Source organism: Streptomyces asoensis, from assembly GCF_016860545.1.
In the GTDB taxonomy this organism is placed as follows: domain Bacteria; phylum Actinomycetota; class Actinomycetes; order Streptomycetales; family Streptomycetaceae; genus Streptomyces; species Streptomyces asoensis.
Map to the genome: position 1 here is coordinate 1,463,609 of NZ_BNEB01000005.1, position 22,369 is coordinate 1,485,977.

At 71.9% G+C, this 22,369-nt stretch carries 15 protein-coding genes; 7 read left to right on the top strand and 8 right to left on the bottom strand.

The window, feature by feature from the left end; genetic code table 11:
- Window positions 1-119 precede the first annotated feature (119 nt).
- Window positions 120-1,133, bottom strand: a complete 1,014-nt coding sequence (locus Saso_RS29415) for a bile acid:sodium symporter family protein (protein WP_189925874.1) — start codon at window positions 1,131-1,133, stop codon at window positions 120-122.
- A 152-nt stretch (window positions 1,134-1,285) separates the two neighbouring features.
- On the opposite strand from Saso_RS29415, the gene Saso_RS29420 reads away from it, so the two are divergent.
- On the top strand, window positions 1,286-2,221 hold the full coding sequence (locus Saso_RS29420; protein ID WP_229901451.1) for a LysR substrate-binding domain-containing protein: 936 nt from the start codon (window positions 1,286-1,288) through the stop codon (window positions 2,219-2,221).
- 25 nt (window positions 2,222-2,246) lie between these two features.
- On the opposite strand, the gene Saso_RS29425 is transcribed toward Saso_RS29420, so the two are convergent.
- Window positions 2,247-3,236 carry an Lrp/AsnC family transcriptional regulator gene (locus tag Saso_RS29425; protein WP_189925872.1) on the bottom strand — a complete coding sequence of 330 codons (990 nt, stop codon included), beginning with the start codon at window positions 3,234-3,236 and terminating at the stop codon, window positions 2,247-2,249.
- Between the two features lie 124 nt (window positions 3,237-3,360).
- Between Saso_RS29425 and Saso_RS29430 the strand changes: the two genes are divergently transcribed.
- The 3 genes from Saso_RS29430 (at window position 3,361) to Saso_RS29440 (ending at window position 7,971) form a co-directional block, all read left to right on the top strand.
- The gene (locus Saso_RS29430) at window positions 3,361-4,881 is read left to right on the top strand and encodes an MFS transporter (RefSeq protein ID WP_189925870.1); all 1,521 of its coding nucleotides are present in this window, start codon (window positions 3,361-3,363) and stop codon (window positions 4,879-4,881) included.
- A gap of 269 nt (window positions 4,882-5,150) precedes the next feature.
- Entirely contained in the window at window positions 5,151-6,977 is a 1,827-nt protein-coding gene (locus tag Saso_RS29435) for an AMP-dependent synthetase/ligase (protein WP_189925868.1), read from the top strand.
- A gap of 157 nt (window positions 6,978-7,134) precedes the next feature.
- On the top strand, window positions 7,135-7,971 hold the full coding sequence (locus tag Saso_RS29440) for an aldo/keto reductase (RefSeq protein WP_189925866.1): 837 nt from the start codon (window positions 7,135-7,137) through the stop codon (window positions 7,969-7,971).
- Between the two features lie 67 nt (window positions 7,972-8,038).
- Here the strand turns inward: Saso_RS29440 and Saso_RS29445 are convergent, their stop codons facing one another.
- The 4 genes from Saso_RS29445 to Saso_RS29460 all read right to left on the bottom strand — a co-directional run bounded on the left by Saso_RS29445 (window position 8,039) and on the right by Saso_RS29460 (window position 13,371).
- Complete coding sequence (locus tag Saso_RS29445; protein WP_189925864.1) at window positions 8,039-8,758, bottom strand: SDR family oxidoreductase; 720 nt, start codon at window positions 8,756-8,758, stop codon at window positions 8,039-8,041.
- 151 nt (window positions 8,759-8,909) lie between these two features.
- Window positions 8,910-9,863: a class I SAM-dependent methyltransferase gene (locus Saso_RS29450; protein ID WP_189925862.1), complete on the bottom strand. Its 954-nt coding sequence runs from the start codon at window positions 9,861-9,863 to the stop codon at window positions 8,910-8,912.
- A gap of 162 nt (window positions 9,864-10,025) precedes the next feature.
- Complete coding sequence (locus Saso_RS29455) at window positions 10,026-11,750, bottom strand: glycoside hydrolase family 6 protein (protein WP_189925860.1); 1,725 nt, start codon at window positions 11,748-11,750, stop codon at window positions 10,026-10,028.
- A gap of 118 nt (window positions 11,751-11,868) precedes the next feature.
- Window positions 11,869-13,371: a cellulase family glycosylhydrolase gene (locus Saso_RS29460; protein WP_189925858.1), complete on the bottom strand. Its 1,503-nt coding sequence runs from the start codon at window positions 13,369-13,371 to the stop codon at window positions 11,869-11,871.
- A 264-nt stretch (window positions 13,372-13,635) separates the two neighbouring features.
- Between Saso_RS29460 and Saso_RS29465 the strand changes: the two genes are divergently transcribed.
- Together Saso_RS29465 and Saso_RS29470 are read left to right on the top strand one after the other, a co-directional pair.
- On the top strand, window positions 13,636-16,551 hold the full coding sequence (locus Saso_RS29465) for a glycoside hydrolase family 48 protein (RefSeq protein WP_189925856.1): 2,916 nt from the start codon (window positions 13,636-13,638) through the stop codon (window positions 16,549-16,551).
- A gap of 293 nt (window positions 16,552-16,844) precedes the next feature.
- Entirely contained in the window at window positions 16,845-19,505 is a 2,661-nt protein-coding gene (locus Saso_RS29470) for a cellulose binding domain-containing protein (RefSeq protein ID WP_189925854.1), read from the top strand.
- Window positions 19,506-19,550: 45 nt separating this feature from the next.
- Here Saso_RS29470 and Saso_RS29475 read toward each other — a convergent pair whose 3' ends face one another.
- Entirely contained in the window at window positions 19,551-21,482 is a 1,932-nt protein-coding gene (locus Saso_RS29475; RefSeq protein ID WP_372442508.1) for a rhamnogalacturonan lyase, read from the bottom strand.
- A gap of 37 nt (window positions 21,483-21,519) precedes the next feature.
- Window positions 21,520-21,981 carry a WCX domain-containing protein gene (locus Saso_RS39255; protein ID WP_307822266.1) on the bottom strand — a complete coding sequence of 154 codons (462 nt, stop codon included), beginning with the start codon at window positions 21,979-21,981 and terminating at the stop codon, window positions 21,520-21,522.
- Here Saso_RS39255 and Saso_RS29485 point away from each other — a divergent pair.
- Window positions 21,883-22,344, top strand: a complete 462-nt coding sequence (locus Saso_RS29485) for a hypothetical protein (RefSeq protein ID WP_229901449.1) — start codon at window positions 21,883-21,885, stop codon at window positions 22,342-22,344. The genes Saso_RS39255 and Saso_RS29485 overlap by 99 nt on opposite strands.
- Window positions 22,345-22,369 lie beyond the last annotated feature (25 nt).

The window sequence follows — 22,369 nt, forward strand, 5'->3', positions numbered from 1 at the left end:
CCGTACCGGAAATCCGGATCAACATGCCCGTGAAGTGCTCGCGTTCGGCGGCGCGGAGCGGGGCGAGCACCCGGCCGTGGTCCCGTCGGTCGGGGGCCGGGTGGCCTCCCGTGGCCGGGTCACGCCAAGGTGGCCGAACGTTCGCCGGCGGGTTCGTGTTCCGCCTCCAGGGGGTCCTTCGCCCGGCGTCGGGCGATGACCGCGCACACCATCAGCTGCATCTGGTGGAAGAGCATCAGCGGCAGCACCGCCAACGAGGCGTGCGCGCCGAACAGGACGCTCGCCATGGGCAGTCCCGAGGCGAGGGACTTCTTGGACCCCGCGAACTGGATCGCGATGCGGTCCTCCCGGCCGAACCGCAGCGCCTTGCCGCCGTACCAGGTCAGGGTCAGCATCACCGCGAGCAGCACGGCCTCGACCACGAGCAGTCCCCCGAGCCGTACGGCACTGACCTGGTGCCATGTCCCCTGGACCATCCCCTCGCTGAACGCGGTGTAGACGACGAGGAGGATCGAGCCGCGGTCGACCAGCCCGAGCACCTTCTTGTGCCGGGTGACGAACCCGCCGATCCACCGGCGCAGCACTTGCCCGGCGAGGAACGGCACGAGGAGTTGCAGCACGATCTCCACCAGGGAGTCCGCCGAGAAGCCGCCGCCGCTGCCGAGCAGGGCGGCCGCCAGGAGCGGGGTCACGACGATGCCCACCAGCGAGGAGAAGGAGCCCGCGCAGATCGCGGCCGGCACGTTGCCCCGGGCGATCGAGGTGAAGGCGATCGACGACTGGACGGTCGACGGGACGAGGGTGAGGAAGAGCAGCCCCTGGTAGAGCGGCTGGGTGAGGAGGACCGGGACGAGACCGCGCGCGGCCAGACCCAGCAGCGGGAAGACGAGGAAGGTGCAGCCGAGGACGGTCAGGTGGAGCCGCCAGTGCTTCAGTCCGTCCAGTGCCTCGCGGGTGGAGAGCCGCGCCCCGTACAGGAAGAACAGGAAGGCGATGGCCGCCGTGGAGGCGCCGGAGGCCACGTCGGCCGCCGTGCCCCGGGCCGGGAACAGCGCCGCGAGGCCGACGGTCCCGAGCAGCAGCAGGATGTAGGGGTCGACCGGCATCCAACTCGGCCAGTGCAGGCGTTTCACGGTGCTCCACGTGCGGTTCGGCGGGCTTGCGACGGGGCCGGAGGGCCCCTGCCCATCGTCCTCCCGCGTGCCGTGATCGGGAATCCCGTATACCGCTCTCACTGTCATCACGAAACGCGATGACCGCGGACGGCAGAGGCTACTGTGGCGGGGTGTACGAGCCCTCCCAGCTGCGCACCTTCCTCGCGGTCGCCCAGACGTCGAGCTTCACGCAGGCGGCGCGGCGGCTGGGCCTGCGGCAGTCCACGGTCAGCCAGCACGTGCGGCGCCTCGAGGACGCGACCGGGCGGACGCTGTTCACCCGGGACACCCACTCCGTGGAGCTCACGGAGGACGGTGAGGCGATGCTCGGGTTCGCCCGCCGGATCCTGGACGTCCACGAACAGGCCTCCGCGTTCTTCACCGGTACCCGGCTGCGCGGCCGGCTGCGGTTCGGCGCCTCCGAGGACTTCGTGCTGACGCGACTGCCGGAGATCCTGGAGGGCTTCCGGCACGACCATCCCGAGGTCGACCTCGAGCTGACGGTGGAGCTGTCGGGCACGCTGCACGAGCGGCTCGCGGCCGGGAAGCTGGACCTGGTGCTGGCCAAGCGCCGCCCCGAGGAACCGCGCGGCGAGCTGGTGTGGCACGACTCGCTGGTGTGGATCGGCGCGGAGCGGCTGCGCCTGGACGCCGGCCGTCCGGTCCCGCTCATCGTGTTCCCGCCGCCGGGCATCACCCGGGCCCTGGCCCTGGAGGCGCTGGAACGTCAGGGGCGGCCCTGGCGGATCGTCTGCACGAGCGGCAGCCTCAACGGCCTCATCGCGGCGGCACGGGCCGGGCTCGGCGTGATGGCCCACTCGCGGGGCCTGATCCCGCCGGGCCTGGTGCGGGTCCCGGAACGGGCGGGACTGCCCGAGCTGGGGCGGGTCGACTTCGTGCTGGTGCACGGACGCCGGCGCCCCTCCGCCCAGGGTGCCGCGGACGCGCTGGCGGCCGCGATCCTGGCGGGCGGCGACCGGCTGCACCGGCGGCCACCGGGCCCACCCGGACGACGGCACCCCCGGGAAGGCCCGGCCACCACCCGCTCGACGGACGGCACCGCCTGAGGCGAGAGGCAGCGGGCGTCTGCGTTCAGCGGCCGGGGCGCTGGTAGGTCAGTTGTTTGACCCGGCGCATGAAGGGCGTCGCCTCCACGTGCTGGACGCCCTCCAGCTGCCCCAGCGGTCCGCGCAGGTACGCGTAGAGGCCCGCCGTGTCCGCGACGACCGCGGTGACGACGATGTGCGAGGGGCCGGCCGTCGCCGAGGCGAAGGCGATCTCGTCGTGGGCCGCGAGCGCCTCCCCGACGGAGTGCAGCGCGGCGGGCGCCGTGGTGATCCACAGGACGGCGGCGATGGGGTACCCGAGGCGCTCGGAGCGGTATTCGACGTCGATGTAGACGGCGCCCGAGGCCAGCAGGGCGGCGAGGCGTCGTTTGACGGCGGACTCGGAACGTCCGGTGGCCCGCTGGAGCTCGGGGTGACCGGCACGGCCGTCGCGTTCCAGCACGGCGAGGAGAGGTTCGTCCTCGGGCTCGATACGGGCCCGCCCCACGGTGGCCGCGGGGTCGTGCGGCGGCGCGAGGGCGGCGGTCTGCTCCGCGTCCAGTACGCCGGCCTTGCGCAGCCAGCCGCTCGGGCCGCCGTAGAAGCGGTGCAGGAGCTGCTGGGCGCGGATCTCCACGACGCTCGGGGTGCGCGGCAGCTTGCCGAGCAGCAGGTCGTCGTGGTCGCCGGGATGGCGGGGCCGTGACATGCAGACGATCTCGGTGCCGCCGGACGCCAGGCCGATCCACTGCGTGTCGTCCCGTCTGGCGAGCGCCTCGGCGATGACGGCGGCGCTGTCGGGCACACAGCGCAGGCGCAGCATCCACTGGTCCTGGCCGAGGCGTTCCGCGTCCCGGACGGCGACGACCCGCAGCCCGGCCTCGGCGCGCAGCCGACGGTAGCGGCGCGCGATCGTCTGGTCGGAGACGCCCAGGACCGCGCCCAGCCTGCTGAAGGAGGCCCGCCCGTTCGCCTCCAGTGCCGCAAGCAGCTGGAGGTCCAGCCGGTCCAGTCCGCCCCGGAAGTCGAATTCCATCCCTGTGCGCCCCCTCCGTGTCGGGTTCTGTCGCTCCGGTGCCGGACACCGCGGTGATCGGCCGTTGCCGGTCCATCGTACGGAGCGGTTCATCGGACGGGTCGAGAGGACGGAGGGGCGGGACATGCGCACATGGGGGCCGCTGACGGCGGTGTGTCTGGGCACGTTCATGCTGCTGCTGGACGTGACGATCGTGATCGTGGCGCTGCCGGACATGGCGCGGGCGCTGGACGCCTCGCTGAGCGATCTTCAGTGGGTGGTCGACGGGTACGCGCTCGCGCTGGCCGCGCTGCTGCTGGGGGCGGGGGCCACCGCCGACATCCTGGGGCGCCGGCGGGTGCACGTGGCGGGCACCGTGCTGTTCGCGACGGCGTCGCTGCTGTGCGGACTGGCGCACGGACCGGACGCGCTGGTCGCGGCGCGTGCCCTCCAGGGGGTGGGCGCCGCGGCGATGCTGGCAACGACGCTGCCGCTGCTCGGTTCGGTCTACCAGGGCCGGCAGCGGTCGGCCGCGCTCGGGGTGTGGGGCGCGGTGAGCGGGGCGGCCGCGGCGGTCGGGCCGGTCGTGGGCGGGCTGCTGGCCGAGGGGCCCGGCTGGCGCTGGATCTTCTACGTCAATCTGCCGGTGAGCGTGGTCGCGGTGTGGCTGACGCTGAAGGCGGTGCCGGAGTCCAGGGGCCCGCGCGGGATGCGGGTCGACTGGGCGGGCACGGTGACCTTCGCGGCCTTCGCGGGCGGGACGGCGTACGCCGTCGTACGGGCCGGCACGGACGGCTGGACGGCGCCGGCGACGCTCGCCTCGTTCGCGCTGGCGGCGCTCGCCCTGGCCTGCTTCGTACCGGCGGAGCGGCGGGCGGCCCATCCGCTGCTCGACCTGTCCCTGCTGCGCAGGCCTGCGTTCGTGGGGGTGATGGTGGGCGCGCTCGCCTTCAACGGCGTGGCGTTCGGGGTGACGCCGTACCTGTCGATCTGGATGCAGACGCTGCTCGGCATGAGTCCGGTGCGCGGCGGGCTGACGCTGCTGCCGATGACGGTGGCCGCCATGGTCACGGCGGTCGTGGTGGGCAAGCGGCTGCACGGCGTGCCGGCCCGGCTGACCGTCGGCGGCGGGCTCCTGCTGATCGCCGCGGGCTGTTTCTGCCAGGCCGTGCTGGACGCGGGGTCGGACCGGACGGCCCTGGTGCCCGGGTTCGTGCTGGTGGGCGTGGGGACCGGCTTCGTCGCGCCCACCGTCGCCGGGGCGGCGCTCGCGGCGGTGGAACCGGCGCGGGCGGGGATGGCGGGCGGGGCGGTGAACACCGTGCGGCAGCTGGGGTACGCGCTCGGCGTCGCGGTCTTCGGCACCGTGGTGACCTCCGAGATGTCCGGCACCCTCCCGCAGGACGCGTCCCACACGCTGGCGGGCGGGGGCGCGGGGGCGCTGCGCGGCTCGTTCCCCGAGGACGTCCTGCGCTCCGCGTTCGCCTCCGGGCTGGACGCGGCGCTGGTGGCGGCGGGCTGTGCGGGCGTCGTCGCCGCGCTCCTCGTCCTCGTGCTGGTCAGGCCGCCGCGCGCCGCCGCGGCCGGGGTGACGGCAGCGGCCGGTCCCGCGCCGCGTGAGGCGTCCGGGGACCCGGCGGGCGGCGGGGCGGCGGCCCGTCCCTGACGGCACGGGGCGGCCCGCGCACGGCTCGGGCCGCGGGGGCTTTCGAGGGGTCGGACAGCGTAAGCGGGTCGGGCAGATTCGGTGGAGATTACGGGACCGAAACTTACTCATCCGTCAGTTTTCTGTCCGACCCTTCCCCATGTGCGCCCATTTTCCGGCGGTGACCAGCGCGGACGAGAGCATCGCTCGTCTTCGGCCCCCCTCCCTTCCGCCCGTCGGGTGGGGTAGCTTTCACGGCGCTGTGCGGCCATGAGAAGCGGGGTGCGGGTTTGCGCGAGTTCACCAACCCTCCGTCGGCGTTGGCACCACCGGTGGGCGGACTGGCCGACGTCGTGTTCCGGCACGCCCAGGAGGACCCGCAGTACATCGCCCTCGGCCGCAAGGACGACAGCGGTGAATGGCGGGACGTGACCTCGGGCGAGTTCCGCGACGAGGTCCTCGCCCTCGCCAAGGGGCTCCTCGCCCAGGGCATCCGCTTCGGCGACCGGGTCGCCATCATGTCCCGCACCCGCTACGAGTGGACGCTCTTCGACTTCGCGCTGTGGACCATCGGCGCCCAGGTGGTGCCGGTCTACCCGACCTCGTCGGCCGAGCAGTGCTTCTGGATGCTCTACGACGCGGAGTGCACCGCCGCGGTCGTCGAGCACGAGGACCACTCGATGACGATCGCCACCGTCATCGACCGCCTCCCCCGGCTGCGGCAGCTGTGGCAGCTGGACTCCGGCTGTGTGCAGGAGCTGTACGACGCGGGCGCCTCCCTGGAGGACGAGGTGGTGCACCGGCACCGGGAGGCGGTCACTCCCGAATCGACCGCGACGATCATCTACACCTCGGGCACCACGGGCCGGCCGAAGGGCTGTGTCGTCTCGCACGGCAACTTCATGTTCGAGGCGGACACCGTCATCGAGCGCTGGGAGCCGGTGTTCCGTTCCAGGAAGGGCGACGAGGCGGCGACGCTGCTGTTCCTGCCCCTCGCGCACGTCTTCGGGCGGATGGTGCAGATCGCCGCGATCCGCGGCAAGGTCCGCTTCGGCCACCAGCCCCAGCTGCACGCGGCCGCGCTGCTGCCCGACCTCATGGCCTTCCGCCCCTCGTTCTTCCTCGCCGTGCCCTACATCTTCGAGAAGGTCTTCAACGCGGCCCGGCGCAAGGCGGAGCGCGAAGGCAGGGCGGGGCCGTTCGAGAAGGCCGTCGAGGTGGCGGTGAACTACGCCGAGGCGATCGAGGCCAAGGCGTGGGGCGACGGGCCCGGCCCGTCGGCGGGGCTGCGCATGCAGCACCAGCTGTTCGACAAGCTCGTCTACTCCAAGGTGCGCGCGGCGATGGGCGGCCGGGTGCGGCACGCGATGTCGGGCGGCTCGGCGATGGACCGCAGACTCGGCCTGTTCTTCGCCGGCGCGGGGGTCCAGATCTACGAGGGCTACGGCCTGACCGAGACGACCGCGGCCGCGACCGCCAATCCGCCCGGGCGCACCAGGTACGGCACGGTCGGCCAGGCCATCCCCGGCATGACCGTGCACATCGCCGACGACGGGGAGATCTGGCTGCGGGGCGACAACGTGTTCCAGGGCTACCTCAACAACCCCAAGGCCACCGACGAGAGCCTGCACGACGGCTGGCTGGCCACCGGTGACCTGGGATCGCTCGACGAGGACGGCTACCTCACCATCACCGGCCGCAAGAAGGAGATCCTGGTCACCTCCGGCGGCAAGAGCGTCTCGCCCGGGCTGCTGGAGGAGCGGGTGCGCGACCATCCGCTGGTCAACCAGTGCATCGTCGTCGGCAACGACCGGCCCTTCGTGGCGGCCCTGGTCACCCTGGACCAGGAGGCCGTCGAGCACTGGCTCCAGATGCGCGGCAAGCCGCAGCTGCCCCCGGTCGACCTGGTGCACGACCCGGACCTGGAGGCGGAGGTGCGCCGGTCGGTCGTGGCGGCCAACACGCTGGTGTCGAAGGCCGAGTCCATCCGCACCTTCCGGATCCTCGCCCAGCCCTTCACCGAGGAGCACGGGCTGCTGACGCCGTCGCTGAAGCTCAAGCGCAAGGCCATCGAGAACGCCTACGCGGACGAGGTCGAGGCGCTGTACCGCACCTGAGATCCGCGGCGCGGGACCCGGGACGTCCCGGGGCGGCGTGAGACGGTGTCCCACCGGGTACCCGAGGACGTAATTCGACGGTCAGGAATGCATCACTCGCCGTGATCGTTGACGATGGGCGTACCACTTTGACGGACAACCGAAGGATCAAGAGCTCGTGAGCAGCAAGGTCCCCCCGATCATCCTCAACAACGGCGTGGAGATGCCCCAGCTGGGCTTCGGTGTCTGGCAGGTGCCGGACGACGAGGCGGAGCAGGCGGTCTCCACCGCGCTGGAGGCCGGGTACCGCAGCATCGACACAGCGGCGATCTACGGCAACGAGGAGGGCACCGGCAAGGCCATCACCTCCTCCGGCGTGCCCCGCAAGGACATCTTCGTCACCACCAAGCTCTGGAACAGCGACCAGGGGTACGACTCGACGCTGCGCGCGTTCGACACCTCCCTGGAGAAGCTGGGCCTGGACTATCTGGACCTGTACCTCATCCACTGGCCGCTGCCCTCCCGCGACCGTTACGTGGACACCTACAAGGCGTTCGAGAAGCTCCTGGCGGACGGCCGGGTGCGCGCCATCGGCGTGTCGAACTTCCTGCCGGAGCACCTGGAGCGGCTGATCGGCGAGACGTCGGTCGTCCCGGCGGTCAACCAGATCGAGCTGCACCCGCACCTCCAGCAGCAGGCCTCGCGCGAGGCCCACGCGGCGCACGGCATCGCCACCGAGGCCTGGTCGCCGCTCGGCCAGGGCAAGGGCCTCCTGGAGGTCCCGGCGATCGTGGCCATCGCGCAGAAGCACGACCGCACCCCGGCCCAGGTGGTGCTGCGCTGGCACCTCCAGCTCGGCAACGTCGTGATCCCGAAGTCCGTGACGCCGTCGCGGATCAAGGAGAACATCGACGTGTTCGACTTCAGCCTGGACACCGAGGACCTGGCGGCGATCAGCGCGCTGAACGAGGACCGGCGCATCGGTCCCGACCCGGCGGCCTTCGACGTCGGCTGAGGTCACCCGTCTGCGCGGAGGGCGCCCCCCGGGTCCGGGGGGCGCCCTCCGCGCAGACGGCCGCGGGTCAGTTGGGCTGCCCGATGGGCCGGACGACGACGGTGTTCACGTCGACCCCCGCGGGCTGCCGGATGGCCCACACGACGGAGTCGGCGATCTGGTCGGCGGTCAGCAGGTGCCCCGGCGGCAGACTGCCGTAGCCGTCCCAGAACGGGGTCTCCACCCGGCCGGGCGCCACCAGCGTGACGCCGACGCCCCACTCGGTGACCTGGCGGCGGGTGTTCTCCGCCAGCCCCGTGACCGCCCACTTCGTCGCCCCGTAGATGTTGCCCGGAGTGGGCACGAACCCGGCGACACTGCCCACCAGCACGATCCGGCCCCGGGTCTGCCTCAGGGCGTCGACCGACGCCCTGATGAGGAGGGCGGGGCCGAGCACGTTGGTCAGCACCATGTCGGTCCACCCTGCCGGGTCGCCCTCGGCGACCGAGTCGTGGGTGGCGGTCCCCGCGTTGGCGACGACCGTGTCCAGCCGGCCGAACGCGTCGAGCGTACGGCCGACCGCCGACTCCACGGAGGCGTAGTCGGCGGCGTTCCCGGTCACCGTGAGCAGGTCCTCGGGGTCCCCGAGGTCCGCGGCGAAGGCGCGCAGCCGCTCCTCTCCCCGTCCGGTGACGGTGACCCGGTACCCGGCTTCCAGCAACTGCCGCGCGACGGCGGCGCCGATGCCGCTGCCCCCGCCGGTGATCAGTGCGACCGGAGAGTGCGGAGCGCCCGATGCGCTGCCCATGATGTGCCCCCATGTGTGGCTGCGTGTGCTGACCGCGGGCGTGTCCCGGCCGTGCCGCGGAGCGCGGCGCGCCTCGCCCGGCACGCAGTCCATCACTTGGAGCGCTCTTCAAGTCAAGTGCGGGCAGGCCGACTCGACCCGCTCGCGGGCGCTACTGAACGGGCCTGACCGCCGTGTGCACGGTGTGGGCCGCGAGCACGAACACATCCGCCCTGCGCTGCACGCCCGCCTCGTCCCGCGGGTCGAGCAGCCGGTCCAGCGCGGCGCGGTCCGCGGGGTCGAGGGCGTCGCCGTGGACGTCGCGCAGCCGGGCCAGGGTCGCGGCGACGTAGGCGCGGGCCCGGTCGGAGGCGGGCGCGGGCAGGTCGAGCAGGAAGGTGCGGGCCCTGGCGTGCGTCAGGCCGGCGGCGGCGAGCAGTGCCGACCAGTCCTCGGTCTCGCCCACGGAACCCGGCAGTTCGGCCCGCATCCGCGCGAACCACTCCTCCTGGAGGGCGTCGAGCCGTGCCTCCAGGCCGGGGCGGCCGAAGCCGAGGTCGCGCGGCAGGAACCGGGGCGGCAGGCCCCCCTCCATGATCGCCAGGGTTCCGCCGGGCGCGAGGCGCTCCGCGAAGGCGGCGAGGGCGGCGCGCTGGTCGCCCAGGTGGTGCAGGCTGCGGCCGGCCCACAGCAGGTCGGCCGGGTAGTCCAGCTCGCCCAGCGCGTCGGGCAGTTCACCGGCCAGGGTGCCGAAACGGTCGCCGTACCCGAGCCGGTCGGCGCGCCGGAGCGCCCGCTCCAGCAAGGGTGCCGAGCCGTCGGCGGCGACGACCCGCGCACCGGGGAACGTCTCGGCGAACAGGCAGGAGACGACCCCGGGGCCGCTGCCCACGTCCACGATCAGGCCCGGCTCGGTCACCTCCTTGCCCAGCCAGGACAGGGCCCGCTCGTACAGGGGCGTGAACAGTTCGGCCTGGGCTTCGAGGTGCGGGGCCATCTCGGCCCAGTCGATGTCGGTGCCGTCGCCGTGACCGTGACGGTGGGCGGGGGCCGGGGCATGGCCGTGCCCGTGGGCGTGACCCCGCCCCGCCCGGTCGCCGTGCGGTTCCTGTGGATGGTGCGCCATGGGGTCAGCCTCTCGTCCGGTGTGCCGACAGCGTGCGCCGACGCACCGGACCGGGGCCACCTTTGTTGCCGGTGCGGCAACAAGCGGGCCGCCCACGGCAAACCGGGTCGTGCCTGTCCGGCCGCCCCGGTGGTGCCGGGGCGGCCGGACAGGTGCTGGGTCCTACAGCGGCGGGTACGCGTTCTGCATCAGCTGCTGGAACTGGGCCGAGAACCAGTGCCCGGACAGCGGCGCGTTGGCCAGGGCGCCCGACAGGTTGTTGTTGTTGCGGGGGTTGCCGGTGTACGTCGGGTCGCACATCCGGTCGAAGCCCTTGCCCTCGTCGTTAGCGATGGCGGAGCTGGCACCGTCGGACTCACCCGGCGGCTTCATCCACACGTACGCGTCGATCCCGGCGGCCGGGGCCGCCTTGGGGCGCTCGCCGAGACCGGCTCCGGCCTGGTTGCACCAGTTGCCGACGTGGATGCGGCGGTCGTAGCGGCCGCCGTCGACGTAGGTGTCCACGGTGGTCGTGGCGCCCGGTCCGGTGGGCCGGGCGGTGCCGCCCCAGCCGTTGCGGGAGGTGTCGATCAGCATCCCGATGTCCGACTTGAAGCCGGCGGTGACCAGCTGGTTGCGGAAGGCCTGGGCGTACGACTGCTCGTCGACGTAGCGGTTCCAGTCCACCCACTTGGACTCACGGACCGACTTGCCGGCCACCGAGTCGTTGATGGTGAAGTTGTTCTCCTTCAGGGCGCTGTAGTTCGCCGTGTTGGTGATGAAGCCGTGCACGTCGGCGACGGTCGCGCCCTCGGCGGTGGCGGCCTGGTACATGATCTGGGCGGACGGCACGAAGTTGTCGTCCCAGCCGAGCCAGCCGTGGTGACCGGCGTCGATGTAGTTGTAGACGTTGGGGATCGCGCCGAGCTTCTTCAGCGCGTACCCGACGCCCTTCACGTAGTTGCCGTTGGCCTTCATGGTGTCGCAGGCCGGGGTTGCGGTGGCGCGGCTGCCGGTGTTGGTGACCAGGTTGGGCAGCGAGTCGATCTCGACGGTGGTGACGATCCGCAGGCCCGCGTACTTGCTGTCCGCGAGGATCGCCGCGATCGGGTCGATGAACTGTGTCTTGTACTTGTCGATCTCCGTCGGGCCGAGCTCGCCGTTGGAGGCGAGGGCCGAGCAGTCGCGTCCGGGAAGGTCGTAGACGACCAGCTGCACGACTTCCTCGCCGCTGCCCTTCTGGGCGAGGGCCGCGTCCAGGTGGGCACGCAGTCCCATGCGGCCGTTCGCGCCGTTGATGGCGGCGATGCGGTCGAGCCAGACGCCGGTGGGCTGGTTGGAGACCCGGCTGCCGCCCGGCTCCGCGGCGGCCAGCGCCGACCATTCGGGGTTCACGTACACCTTGGCGCCGGCGTAGGGGTTGTCGACCTTGGTGGAAGGGGTGCCGGGGTCGGTCGGGGTGCCGGGGTCGGTGGGGGTGCCGGTCCCGTTGTCGACGTTGCAGGTCACGCCGTCCAGGGTGAACGCGGTGGGGATCGCGTTGCTGCCGCTGTAGGTGCCCTGGAACCCGAAGCTGACCGAACCGCCGGTCGCCAGAGTCCCGTTGTAGGTCTCGTTGTTGGCGGTGACGGCCGTGCCCGACTGGGTGACCTTCGCGTTCCACGCGTTGGTGACCTTCTGGCTTCCGGCGTAGGCCCACTTGACCGACCAACTCGACTTCGCGGCCGAATTGTTGGTCACGGTGACGGCGGCGGTGAAGCCGCTGCCCCAGTCGTTCTGCACCTTGTAGTCGACACTGCACGGGATGGCGGCGATGCCGGGATCGCCCGGGACGACGGCCAGTGCCGTCCCGGAGGCGCCGGCCACCAGCGCCAGCGCGGCGAGTACCGCTGTTCTGCTACGGCTCATGAGTGCGGGTTTCCTTCTCGGTCGCGGGTGTTGTCCGTTGCTTCGGTCGCTCTGTTCCGCTTCTCCGGTCCGGGAGGTCCGGCCGGTGGTCGGGTCCGGCGGTCCGGACCGGTGGCGCCTATCCGCCGAGTGCGCGCAGATGGTCGCGCAGGCCGGTGCCGTACGCGGTGGGCGTCCCGTCGTAGGAGGTGATCAGGGACGGTCCGCTGGAGCAGTCCCAGGCGTTCCAGGTCCAGCCGAGGTACGACAGACCGCGGTCGTCGAACCACTTCATGACCTGGTCGACGAAACCGTGCGAGCAGGTGTTCTCGCCGATCTCCCCGGCCACCAGCGGCACCTGGGCGGCCACGGGGGCCAGGGTGGAGTTCCAGCAGCTCGCGTTCGCGCAGCTGTTGAAGTTGTAGACGTGGTACGCGGCGGCGAGATTGCCAGTCGGATCGCTGGGCCGGTAGGTCAGCCACTGGCTCAGGTCGTTGGAGTACGCGAGGCCGCCGGCCAGGACGACGTTGCGGGCGCCGGTCGCCCGTACGGCGTCGACGAGGTCCTGCATGCCGGCGACCTGGTAGCCGATGCCGGGGCAGGTGCCGCCGTCCCGCCAGCACTGCCACGCCTGGGCGGTCGTGGAGGTGGCGCGGTCCGGGTAGGGCTCGTTGAACAGGTCGAACACGACGGCCTGGTCGCTCTTGAAGGTGTCGGCCACCGAGGTCCAGAACGACGGGGTGTACTGCATGTCGGGCATCGGCTTCTGGCAGCCGGCGTGCACGTCCGAGCAGCCGGCCGAGTTACCGGTGTACTGCCCGTAGGTCCAGTGCAGTTCGACGATCGGCGTCATGCCGTGCGCCTCGACCCGGGCGACCAGCTCCTTGACGGCGTTCACGTAGGCGGCGCCCCGGTAGGCGGCGTCGATGTGGGAAAGGCCCAGCCAGCACTCCTCGTTGAGCGGGATACGGACGGCTCCGACGCCCCAGTCGGCGATCGCCCGCACCGCGGCGTCGTCGACCGGCCCGTCCCAGATCCCGCGCCCCTGCACGCACATGAACTCGCCGCCCGAGCGGTTCACGCCGAGCAGACGGCGGGTCCCGCCGGCCGCGTCCACGAGCTTGTTGCCCTGCACGTGCAGGGCGGGCGGGCCGTCACCGGTGCCGGGCGGGTCCGTGGTGGGCGGTGCGGTCGGGGTGGGTGTGGGGGTGGTGGGGCCGGGCTGGGTGTCGGTGTTGCAGGTCGTTCCGTTCAGCTTGAACGCGGCCGGCACGGCGTTCGCCCCCGCGGTGGAGGCGATGAAGCCCGCGCTGACGCTCGCGCCGGTGCCGAGGGCTCCGTTCCAGCTCTCGTTCGACGCGGTGACGGTGGTGCCGGACTGGGACCATCGGGCGCTCCAGCCCTGGGTGACCTTCTGGCCGTTCGCGAAGTCGAAGGTCAGGTTCCAACTGCTCAGTGCCGACGCGTTGTTGGTGATTTTCACGGCGCCCTGGAAGCCGGCGTCCCACTGGCCGGTGACCGAGTACTCCACCGTGCACGCGGGCACGGCTCCCTGGGCCGTGACGACCGGCGTCAGGGCGGCCGCGACGAGGGCGACCGTACCGGCGACGGCTAAAAGTACTGAACGCGGGGGGTGTCGCATGAGCGACTCCTTGCAGATCAGGCGCATCGTGACGGACGCGTCGACTGATGGAATCGCTCCCACTGGTGTCTCGAAGCTAGCGCCAAGTGCTGGCAAAGAACAGAGGCGTCACTGACTTTTACTCAACCCTCGCCGTCGAATCTTTTCGACTCTTCAAGCACCTTGACCGCTCTCACCCCCATCCCCACTATGGGAGCGCTCCCACTGGTTCAAGGCTTGTTGCTCCTCCCCCACTTCTCCGAGCCGCAAGGAGGAACCAGCACCATGGAACCCTCACGCAGACGCCGCGGGGCGCGGCGCCTGTGGACCGCCGCCCTGGCGGCCCTCGCGCTCCCCCTCGCCATGCTCAGCACGAGTTCGACACCCGCCCAGGCGGCCGCACTCCAGTGCAGCGTGGACTACAAGACCAACGACTGGGGTTCCGGGTTCACCGCGGACCTGACCCTCACCAACCGTGGCACCGACCCGATCAACGGCTGGACCCTCACCTACTCCTACGCGGGCAACCAGAAGCTGTCAGGCGGCTGGAACGGCAGCTGGTCGCAGTCCGGCCAGCGGATCACCGTCACCAACGCCTCCTACAACGGGACGGTCGCCGCCGGGGCCGCCGTCGGCACGGGCGCGCAGTTCACCTACAGCGGGACCAACGCCGCGCCCACGGACTTCGCGGTCAACGGCACGACCTGCGCCGGGGCGCACCAGCCGCCGGTCACCGTGCTGACCAGCCCGGCCGCCGGCGCCGTCTACACCCAGGGGGACGCGGTGCCGCTCGCCGCGACCGCCGCGGCCGCCGACGGCGCGACCATCGGCAAGATCGAGTTCTACGACGACACCACCCTGCTCGGCACGGACACGACCGCGCCGTACACCCTGTCCGCCGCCGGGCTGGCCGTGGGCAGTCACTCCCTGGTCGCCAAGGCGTACGACAGCCTGGGCGCGTCGGCGTCGTCGACCCCGGTCGGCATCACGGTCGCCTCGGGACCGGCCGTGGTCGCCTCCGCCAACCAACTGGCCGTGCAGCAGGGCAAGACGGGCACCTACTCGCTGAAGCTGTCGACCCAGCCGTCGGCGAACGTGACCGTCACGACGGCCCGCACGACCGGCAACACGGGCCTGACGGTGACCGGCGGCGCGAGCCTCGTCTTCACGCCGTCGAACTGGAACACGGCGCAGAACGTGACCCTCACGGCCAACGCCTCCGGCACGGGCGCCGCCACCTTCGAGTCGACGGCCATCGGGCACGCGAAGGCGTCGGTCACGGCCACCGAGATCGCGGGCGCCAAGGCGTACGACGCCCGGTTCCTCGACCTCTACGGCAAGATCACCAACCCGGCGAACGGCTACTTCTCCCCCGAGGGCATCCCGTACCACTCGGTCGAGACGCTGATCGTCGAGGCTCCCGACCAGGGCCATGAGACGACGTCGGAGGCCTACAGCTACCTGCTCTGGCTCCAGGCGATGTACGGGAAGATCACCGGCGACTGGACCAAGTTCAACGGCGCCTGGGACATCATGGAGAAGTACATGATCCCCACCCACGCCGACCAGCCGACGAATTCGTTCTACAACGCTTCCAAACCGGCCACGTACGCGCCGGAGCTGGACACCCCGAACGAGTACCCGGCGAAGCTGGACACGGGTGTGTCCGTGGGATCGGACCCGATCGCGGCCGAGCTGAAGAGCGCCTACGGCACGGACGACGTCTACGGCATGCACTGGCTCCAGGACGTCGACAACACCTACGGCTACGGCAACGCGCCCGGCAAGTGCGAGGCCGGTCCGGCGGACACCGGTCCGTCGTACATCAACACCTTCCAGCGCGGCGCGCAGGAGTCGGTGTGGGAGACGGTGCCGCAGCCGACCTGCGACGCCTTCAAGTACGGCGGGACGAACGGGTATCTCGACCTCTTCACCGGTGACGCCTCCTACGCCAAGCAGTGGAAGTTCACCAACGCCCCGGACGCCGACGCACGCGTCGTGCAGGCCGCGTACTGGGCGGACGTCTGGGCCAAGGCCCAGGGCAAGGGAAGCGACGTCTCCGCCGCCGTCGGCAAGGCGGCGAAGATGGGCGACTACCTGCGGTACGCGATGTACGACAAGTACTTCAAGAAGATCGGCAACTGTGTCGGACCGACCGCCTGCGCGGCCGGCACCGGCAAGGACGCCTCGCACTACCTGCTCTCCTGGTACTACGCCTGGGGCGGCGCCACGGACACCAGCGCCGGCTGGGCCTGGCGGATCGGCTCCAGCCACACCCACGGCGGCTACCAGAACCCCCTGGCCGCCTACGCGCTCAGCAGCTACGCCGACCTCAAGCCCAAGTCGGCGACGGGGCAGGCGGACTGGGCGAAGTCGCTGACCCGGCAGCTGGAGTTCTACCGCTGGCTCCAGTCCAGCGAGGGCGCCATCGCGGGCGGGGCCACCAACAGCTGGGCGGGCCGCTACGCGACGCCGCCGGCCGGCACGTCGACCTTCTACGGCATGTACTACGACCAGCAGCCCGTCTACCACGACCCGCCGTCCAACCAGTGGTTCGGCTTCCAGGCGTGGTCGATGGAGCGGGTCGCGGAGTACTACCAGCAGACGGGGAACGCGAGCGCCAAGGCGGTCCTCGACAAGTGGGTCGACTGGGCGCTGTCCAAGACCACGATCAACCCGGACGGCACCTTCCGGATCCCCTCCACGCTCCAGTGGTCGGGCCAGCCCGACACCTGGAACGCGTCGAGCCCGGGCGCCAACACGGGGCTCCACGTCACCGTCGCCGACTACACCGACGACGTCGGAGTGGCCGCCGCGTACGCCAAGACCCTGACGTACTACGCCGCCAGGTCCGGTGACACGGAGGCGAAGACGACCGCGAAGGCACTGCTGGACGGGATGTGGGCGCACGACCAGGACGCCCTCGGCATCGCCGTGCCGGAGACCCGCGCCGACTACAACCGCTTCGACGACGGCGTGTACGTCCCGAGCACCTTCAGCGGCAAGATGCCCAACGGGGACACCATCAACGCGTCCTCGACCTTCGCCTCGCTGCGCTCCTTCTACAAGAACGACCCGGCCTGGTCGAAGATCCAGAGCTATCTCGCGGGTGGAGCCGCGCCCGTGTTCACGTACCACCGGTTCTGGGCCCAGGCGGACATCGCCCTGGCCATGGGCTCGTACGCGGAGCTTCTCGAATGAATCCCCGCTGAGCGCTCCGCGGGCCGGGCGGGGCCGGGCCGTGCACCGGACGAGGCCGGTCGCGCGGGTCCCCGCGCCCCGGGTCCCCTCCGGGGGTCCCGGGGCGCGGGACGGCCCCTCCCGCTCGCGGAACCGCTCGAGGCTTCGCGTACGTGGCCCCGTCACCGGACGACGGGGCCCTGGCCGGGCGGCCCCCACCCGCACAGGGGGCCGCCCGGCAGTCGTACGTCCCCGTTCCCACCCCCGCACCGACCATCCCCCCACCCATGGCTCCGCGAGGAAGGACCCCCACCGTGCGAAGAACCCGCATCCTCACGGCCGTACTGGCGCTCGCCGCCGGTCTGATCGCGGGCAGCCCGCCCGTGCTGGCCGCGGACGGCGCCCCGCGGCCCGCGCTCGCCGCAGAGTCGTACACCTGGAAGAACGCCCGGATCGACGGCGGCGGCTTCGTACCCGGCATCGTCTTCAACCGCAAGGAGAAGAACCTCGCCTACGCCCGCACCGACATCGGCGGCGCGTACCGCTGGCAGCAGGCGAGCAGGACGTGGACCCCGCTGCTGGACTCGGTGGGCTGGGCCGACTGGGGCCACACGGGCGTGGTGAGCCTGGCCTCCGACTCCGTCGACCCGAACAAGGTGTACGCGGCGGTCGGCACGTACACCAACAGCTGGGACCCCGGCAACGGCGCCGTGCTGCGCTCCGCCGACCGGGGCGCGAGCTGGCAGAAGACGGACCTGCCCTTCAAGCTGGGCGGCAACATGCCCGGCCGCGGCATGGGCGAGCGCCTCGCGGTCGACCCGAACCGCAACAGCGTGCTCTACCTCGGCGCGCCGAGCGGGAAGGGCCTGTGGCGGTCCACCGACTCGGGCGTCACCTGGTCCCAGGTGGCGAACTTCCCCAACGTCGGCAACTACCAGCAGGATCCGACCGACACGAGCGGGTACGCCTCCGACAACCAGGGCATCGTCTGGGTCACCTTCGACGAGTCCACGGGGACGTCCGGCACCGCGACGAAGACGGTCTACGTCGGCGTGGCGGACAAGGACAACGCGGTGTACCGCTCGACGGACGCGGGGGCGACATGGACCCGGCTGGCCGGGCAGCCGACCGGATACCTGGCGCACAAGGGGGTGCTGGACAGCGTCAACGGCTATCTGTACCTCGCCTACAGCGACAAGGGAGGGCCCTACGACGGCGGCAAGGGCCGCCTGTGGCGGTATGCGACGGCCACCGGCGCCTGGACGGACATCAGCCCGGTGGCGGAGGCCGACACGTACTACGGCTTCAGCGGGCTGACGGTCGACCGGCAGAAACCCGGCACGGTCATGGCCACCGCGTACAGCTCCTGGTGGCCCGACACGCAGATCTTCCGCTCGACCGACAGCGGCGGCACCTGGACCAAGGCCTGGGACTACACGTCGTACCCGAACCGCGCGAACCGGTTCACCATGGACGTCTCCTCGTCGCCGTGGCTGACCTGGGGCGCGAACCCGTCGCCGCCGGAGCAGACGCCCAAACTCGGCTGGATGACCGAGGCGTTGGAGATCGACCCGTTCGACTCCGCCCGCATGATGTACGGGACGGGCGCGACGATCTACGGCACGGAGAACCTCACCGCCTGGGACGCCGGCGGCCAGTTCACCGTCCGGCCGATGGTGCAGGGGCTGGAGGAGACGGCGGTCAACGACCTGGCCTCGCCGCCCTCCGGGGCCCCGTTGCTCAGCGCGCTCGGTGACATCGGCGGCTTCCGGCACACGGACCTGACCAAGGTGCCGTCGATGATGTACACCTCCCCGAACTTCACGACGACGACGAGCCTGGACTACGCGGAGAGCGACCCGAACACGGTGGTACGGGTCGGCGATCTGGACTCGGGCCCGCATGTGGCGTTCTCGACGGACAACGGCGCCAACTGGTTCGCGGGCACCGACCCTTCGGGGGTCAGCGGTGGCGGCACGGTCGCCGCGGCGGCGGACGGCAGCCGCTTCGTGTGGAGCCCGGCGGGCACCGGCGTGCAGTACACGACCGGGTTCGGCAGCGCGTGGCAGGCCTCGAGCGGCATCCCCTCGGGTGCGGTGGTGGAGTCGGACCGGGTCGACCCCAAGACGTTCTACGGCTTCAAGTCCGGCAAGTTCTACGTGAGTTCGGACGGCGGGGCGACGTTCACCGGCTCCGCTGCGACCGGTCTGCCCGCCGGGGACAGCGTGCGGTTCAAGGCGCTGCCGGGCACGAAGGGCGACGTCTGGCTGGCGGGCGGGGCGAGTGACGGGGCGTACGGGCTGTGGCACTCCACCGACTCCGGGGCGACCTTCACCCGCCTGGCGGGGGTCGAGCAGGCCGACACGATCGGCTTCGGGAAGGCGGCGACGGGCGCGTCGTACCAGACGCTGTACACCAGCGCGAAGATCGCCGGGGTCCGCGGCATCTTCCGGTCGACCGACAAGGGCGTGAGCTGGACGCGGGTCAACGACGACGCCCACCAGTGGGGCTGGACCGGGGCAGCGATCACCGGCGACCCGCGGGTCTACGGCCGCGTCTACGTCTCCACGAACGGCCGGGGGGTCGTCTACGGGGACACCTCGGACACCGGCGGCGGGAGCGGCGGAGGCGGCGGAGGCGACCCGACCCCGAGCGGCGCCTGCGCGGTGACGTACACGATCACCAACCAGTGGTCGGGCGGCTTCCAGGCGGACGTCAAGCTGACGAACACCGGCACGAGCGCCTGGTCCGGCTGGAGCCTCGGCTGGAGCTTCCCGGGCGGCCAGACCGTCTCCCAGCTGTGGAACGCCGACCACACCCAGTCGGGTGCGGCGGTGACGGTGAAGAACGTCGGCTGGAACGGCAACGTGGCGGCCGGCTCGTCCGTCGCGTTCGGCTTCACGGGCACCTGGACCGGCACGAACGGCAAGCCCACGGCGTTCCGGCTCGGCGACCGGAGCTGCACGGTGGGATGACCCCGGTGGGTGCGCGCCCGCGGCGGCGAGGCGCGCACCCGTCGGTCACGGGGCGTACACCAGCGGGCGGGGGGCCGTCGCCATGCCGTCGCCGAGGAAGTAGCTCGGGTGCGGGGGCTGGTTGTAGGCGGTGTTCTGCCAGGCCAGACCGGTGCGGTACATCGTGTCGTGGAGCAGGGTCGTGATCCGGGTCGTCGTCTCGTACGGCGTCGAGTAGATCCGCAGGGCCGTGTTGTCGGTGGTCGGCCAGACGACCTCCTCGCGCCAGTCGCCGAGGATGTCGCCGGACAGCGACGGCGTCGCCTTGGTGCTGTTGTTGGAGTGGACGCCCGAACCGGTCAGCAGGCGGGTGTCCGAGGACGGGCCGTACTTGTCGATGTGGGTGCCGTCGAGGAGCTCACGGACGGGGTCGGCGTCCCACCAGGAAAGGAAGTTGACGGAGGACGGCTCCCGGCCCTTCGTCGCGCCCGCCTCGTCCCGGATCGAGGTGTCGGACGCCGACCAGACCTCGGCGCCGTCGTTGCCCGCCCAGATGTCGCCGGCGACCCCGCGGCCGTTGTCGCAGCAGGCGGCCAGCTTCCAGTCGACCGTGCCGTTCGCCGGGTCGATGTACAGCTCGGCGGGCTGGCCGGTGCCCTCCGAGACCTTGAAGTACTCGAGGCCGGCGTGCGAGGGGTCGAGGTCGCCGAGGTGCTGGGCGTCGCCGTGGCCCGTCCTGGTGGTCCACAGTCCGTTCCCGTTGTCGTCGACCGCCATCGCGCCGTAGACGATCTCGTCCTTGCCGTCGCCGTCGACGTCCCCGACGGACAGGCTGTGCGAGCCCTGCCCGTCGAAGCCCTTGCCGGAGTTGGTGGAGGAGTTGGTGTCGAAGGTCCAGCGGCGGGTGAAGGCGCCGCCCCGCCAGTCCCAGGCGGCGATCACGGTGCGCGTGTAGTAGCCGCGCGCCATGATCAGCGAGGGCCGGGAGCCGTCCAGATAGGCGGTTCCCGCGAGGAAGCGGTCGACGCGGTTGCCGTAGGAGTCGCCCCAGGAGGAGACCGTGCCGCGGGCCGGGACGTAGTCGACGGAGCTCATCGCCCTGCCGGTGCGGCCGTTGAACATGGTCAGGTACTCGGGGCCGGTCAGCACGTAGCCGCTGGAGTTGCGGTGGTCGGCGGAGGCGCTGCCGATCACCGTGCCCGCGCCGTCCACCGTGCCGTCGGACGTCTTCACGGCGACCTCGGCCTCGCCGTCGCCGTCGTAGTCGTAGACCTGGAACTGCGTGTAGTGGGCGCCGGAGCGGATGTTGCGGCCGAGGTCGATCCGCCACAGGCGGGTGCCGTCGAGCCTGACGCCGTCGAGGACCGTGTTGCCGGTGTAGCCCGACTGGGAGTTGTCCTTCGCGTTGGTCGGCTGCCACTTCAGGACGATGTCCAGGGCGCCGTCGCCGTCCAGGTCGCCGACGGAGGCGTCATTGGCCTCGTAGGTGTAGGCGACGCCGTCCGGGGTGGTGCCGCCGGCCGGCGGGGTGACGGGCACGTCCTTGTAGCCGGTGCGCAACTGCACGGCGTGGACGGAGTCTGCCTGTTCGACGCCGTTCACGACGGCGCGGACCGTGTAGTCGGCCTGCGCCGGGGCGCCGGAGTGGAACCAGTTCGTCGAGCCGGTGACCGGGGCCGAGTTGACCTTGGTGCCGGCCCGGTAGACGTTGAAGGAGACGCTGTCGGGGTCGGTGCCGAGCCAGCGCCAGCTGACCAGGTTGCCGCTGTCGGTGTGCACGCTGACCACGCCCCGGTCGAGGGCTTCGACCTGGCGTGCCGTGGCGGCGACGGGGACCGCCTCGCTCTGCGCGGCGGGCGTGGCGTACGTGCCGGCGCCGACCAGGGTGACCGCCGCGGCCGACGCGGCCAGGGCGGCCCACCGGCCGCGGTGCCGGTGCGGACGGCGAGGGGGGTGCGGGTCGGGGTGCGGGGACGGATGCGGGTGCGGGTGCTGCACGACGTGCCTCCCGGGGGGTCGGAGGGGTTCCGCTCCTTCAGTCGCCGCCGCCGACGGGTGAGTTGCCGTACCGGGCGGCCAGTTCCGTCACCGTCCGGGCGATCCGCTCGCGCAGTTCGGGCGGCCCGAGCACCTCGATGTCCGTGCCCAGGCGCAGGAAGTCGGCGTGGGCGTGCTCGACCGACTCGATGGGGACCCTGACCACCGTGCGGCCGTCCGGCCCGGCCGGTCCGTCCAGCGGCACCGCGCGGGGAAGCGTCACCCCCGGCGCCAGGCGGACCACGGCCTCCGCCCGGTCCCGGTACAGCCGTTCCGTTCCCCGCTCTCCCCCGCGGCCCCGCACGCGGGGCCGGACATCACCGCGCCCGCCGCGCCGCCGTTCGCCGAGAAGCTCCTGACGGTGCTCCCGCCGGTCGAGGTGGCGGGGCGGTGGATCAAGCGCTACCACGTCACCGCCGACCCGGCGGGCATCGCGCCCGAGGTGGCGCTGGCTGCCCACGCGGTCCTGCCCGGGCTGCTGCCGGAGCCGGACGGGACACCGCCCGCCGCCTTCACGGTGCTGCACCGGGGCGGCGGCGACGGCGCCTACCTCAACGTGTACAGCTGGGTGTGGGACAACGTCCTGCACTTCCGGGGCGCCGCCGCGGGCCAGCCGGTGCTCGGTTGCCCGGACGACGACCCCACCCACTTCGTGCCGACCGACCGGCCCTGGATCGGCTGCGTCTGGGAACTGCCGCCGATCCTGCACGAACGGGACGCCTGGGTACGGCACATGCTCGCCCCGAGAGCCCCCGAAGTCCCGGATCTCGCAGCCTACTTGGCCGACTCGGCGGCCGAGGGGACCACGGGCGGGCGCTCCTGAGCGGCCCGCACGGCTTCGGCTTCCC

What these genes read in the sequence shown, in the direction of transcription:
- Saso_RS29425 (WP_189925872.1), bottom strand. Translation starts at nt 3,236, where the DNA reads ATGGAATTCGACTTCCGGGGCGGACTGGACCGGCTGGACCTCCAGCTG.
- Saso_RS29430 (WP_189925870.1), top strand. Translation starts at nt 3,361, where the DNA reads ATGCGCACATGGGGGCCGCTGACGGCGGTGTGTCTGGGCACGTTCATG.
- Saso_RS29445 (WP_189925864.1), bottom strand. Translation starts at nt 8,758, where the DNA reads ATGGGCAGCGCATCGGGCGCTCCGCACTCTCCGGTCGCACTGATCACC.
- Saso_RS29450 (WP_189925862.1), bottom strand. Translation starts at nt 9,863, where the DNA reads ATGGCGCACCATCCACAGGAACCGCACGGCGACCGGGCGGGGCGGGGT.
- Saso_RS29455 (WP_189925860.1), bottom strand. Translation starts at nt 11,750, where the DNA reads ATGAGCCGTAGCAGAACAGCGGTACTCGCCGCGCTGGCGCTGGTGGCC.
- Saso_RS29460 (WP_189925858.1), bottom strand. Translation starts at nt 13,371, where the DNA reads ATGCGACACCCCCCGCGTTCAGTACTTTTAGCCGTCGCCGGTACGGTC.
- Saso_RS29465 (WP_189925856.1), top strand. Translation starts at nt 13,636, where the DNA reads ATGGAACCCTCACGCAGACGCCGCGGGGCGCGGCGCCTGTGGACCGCC.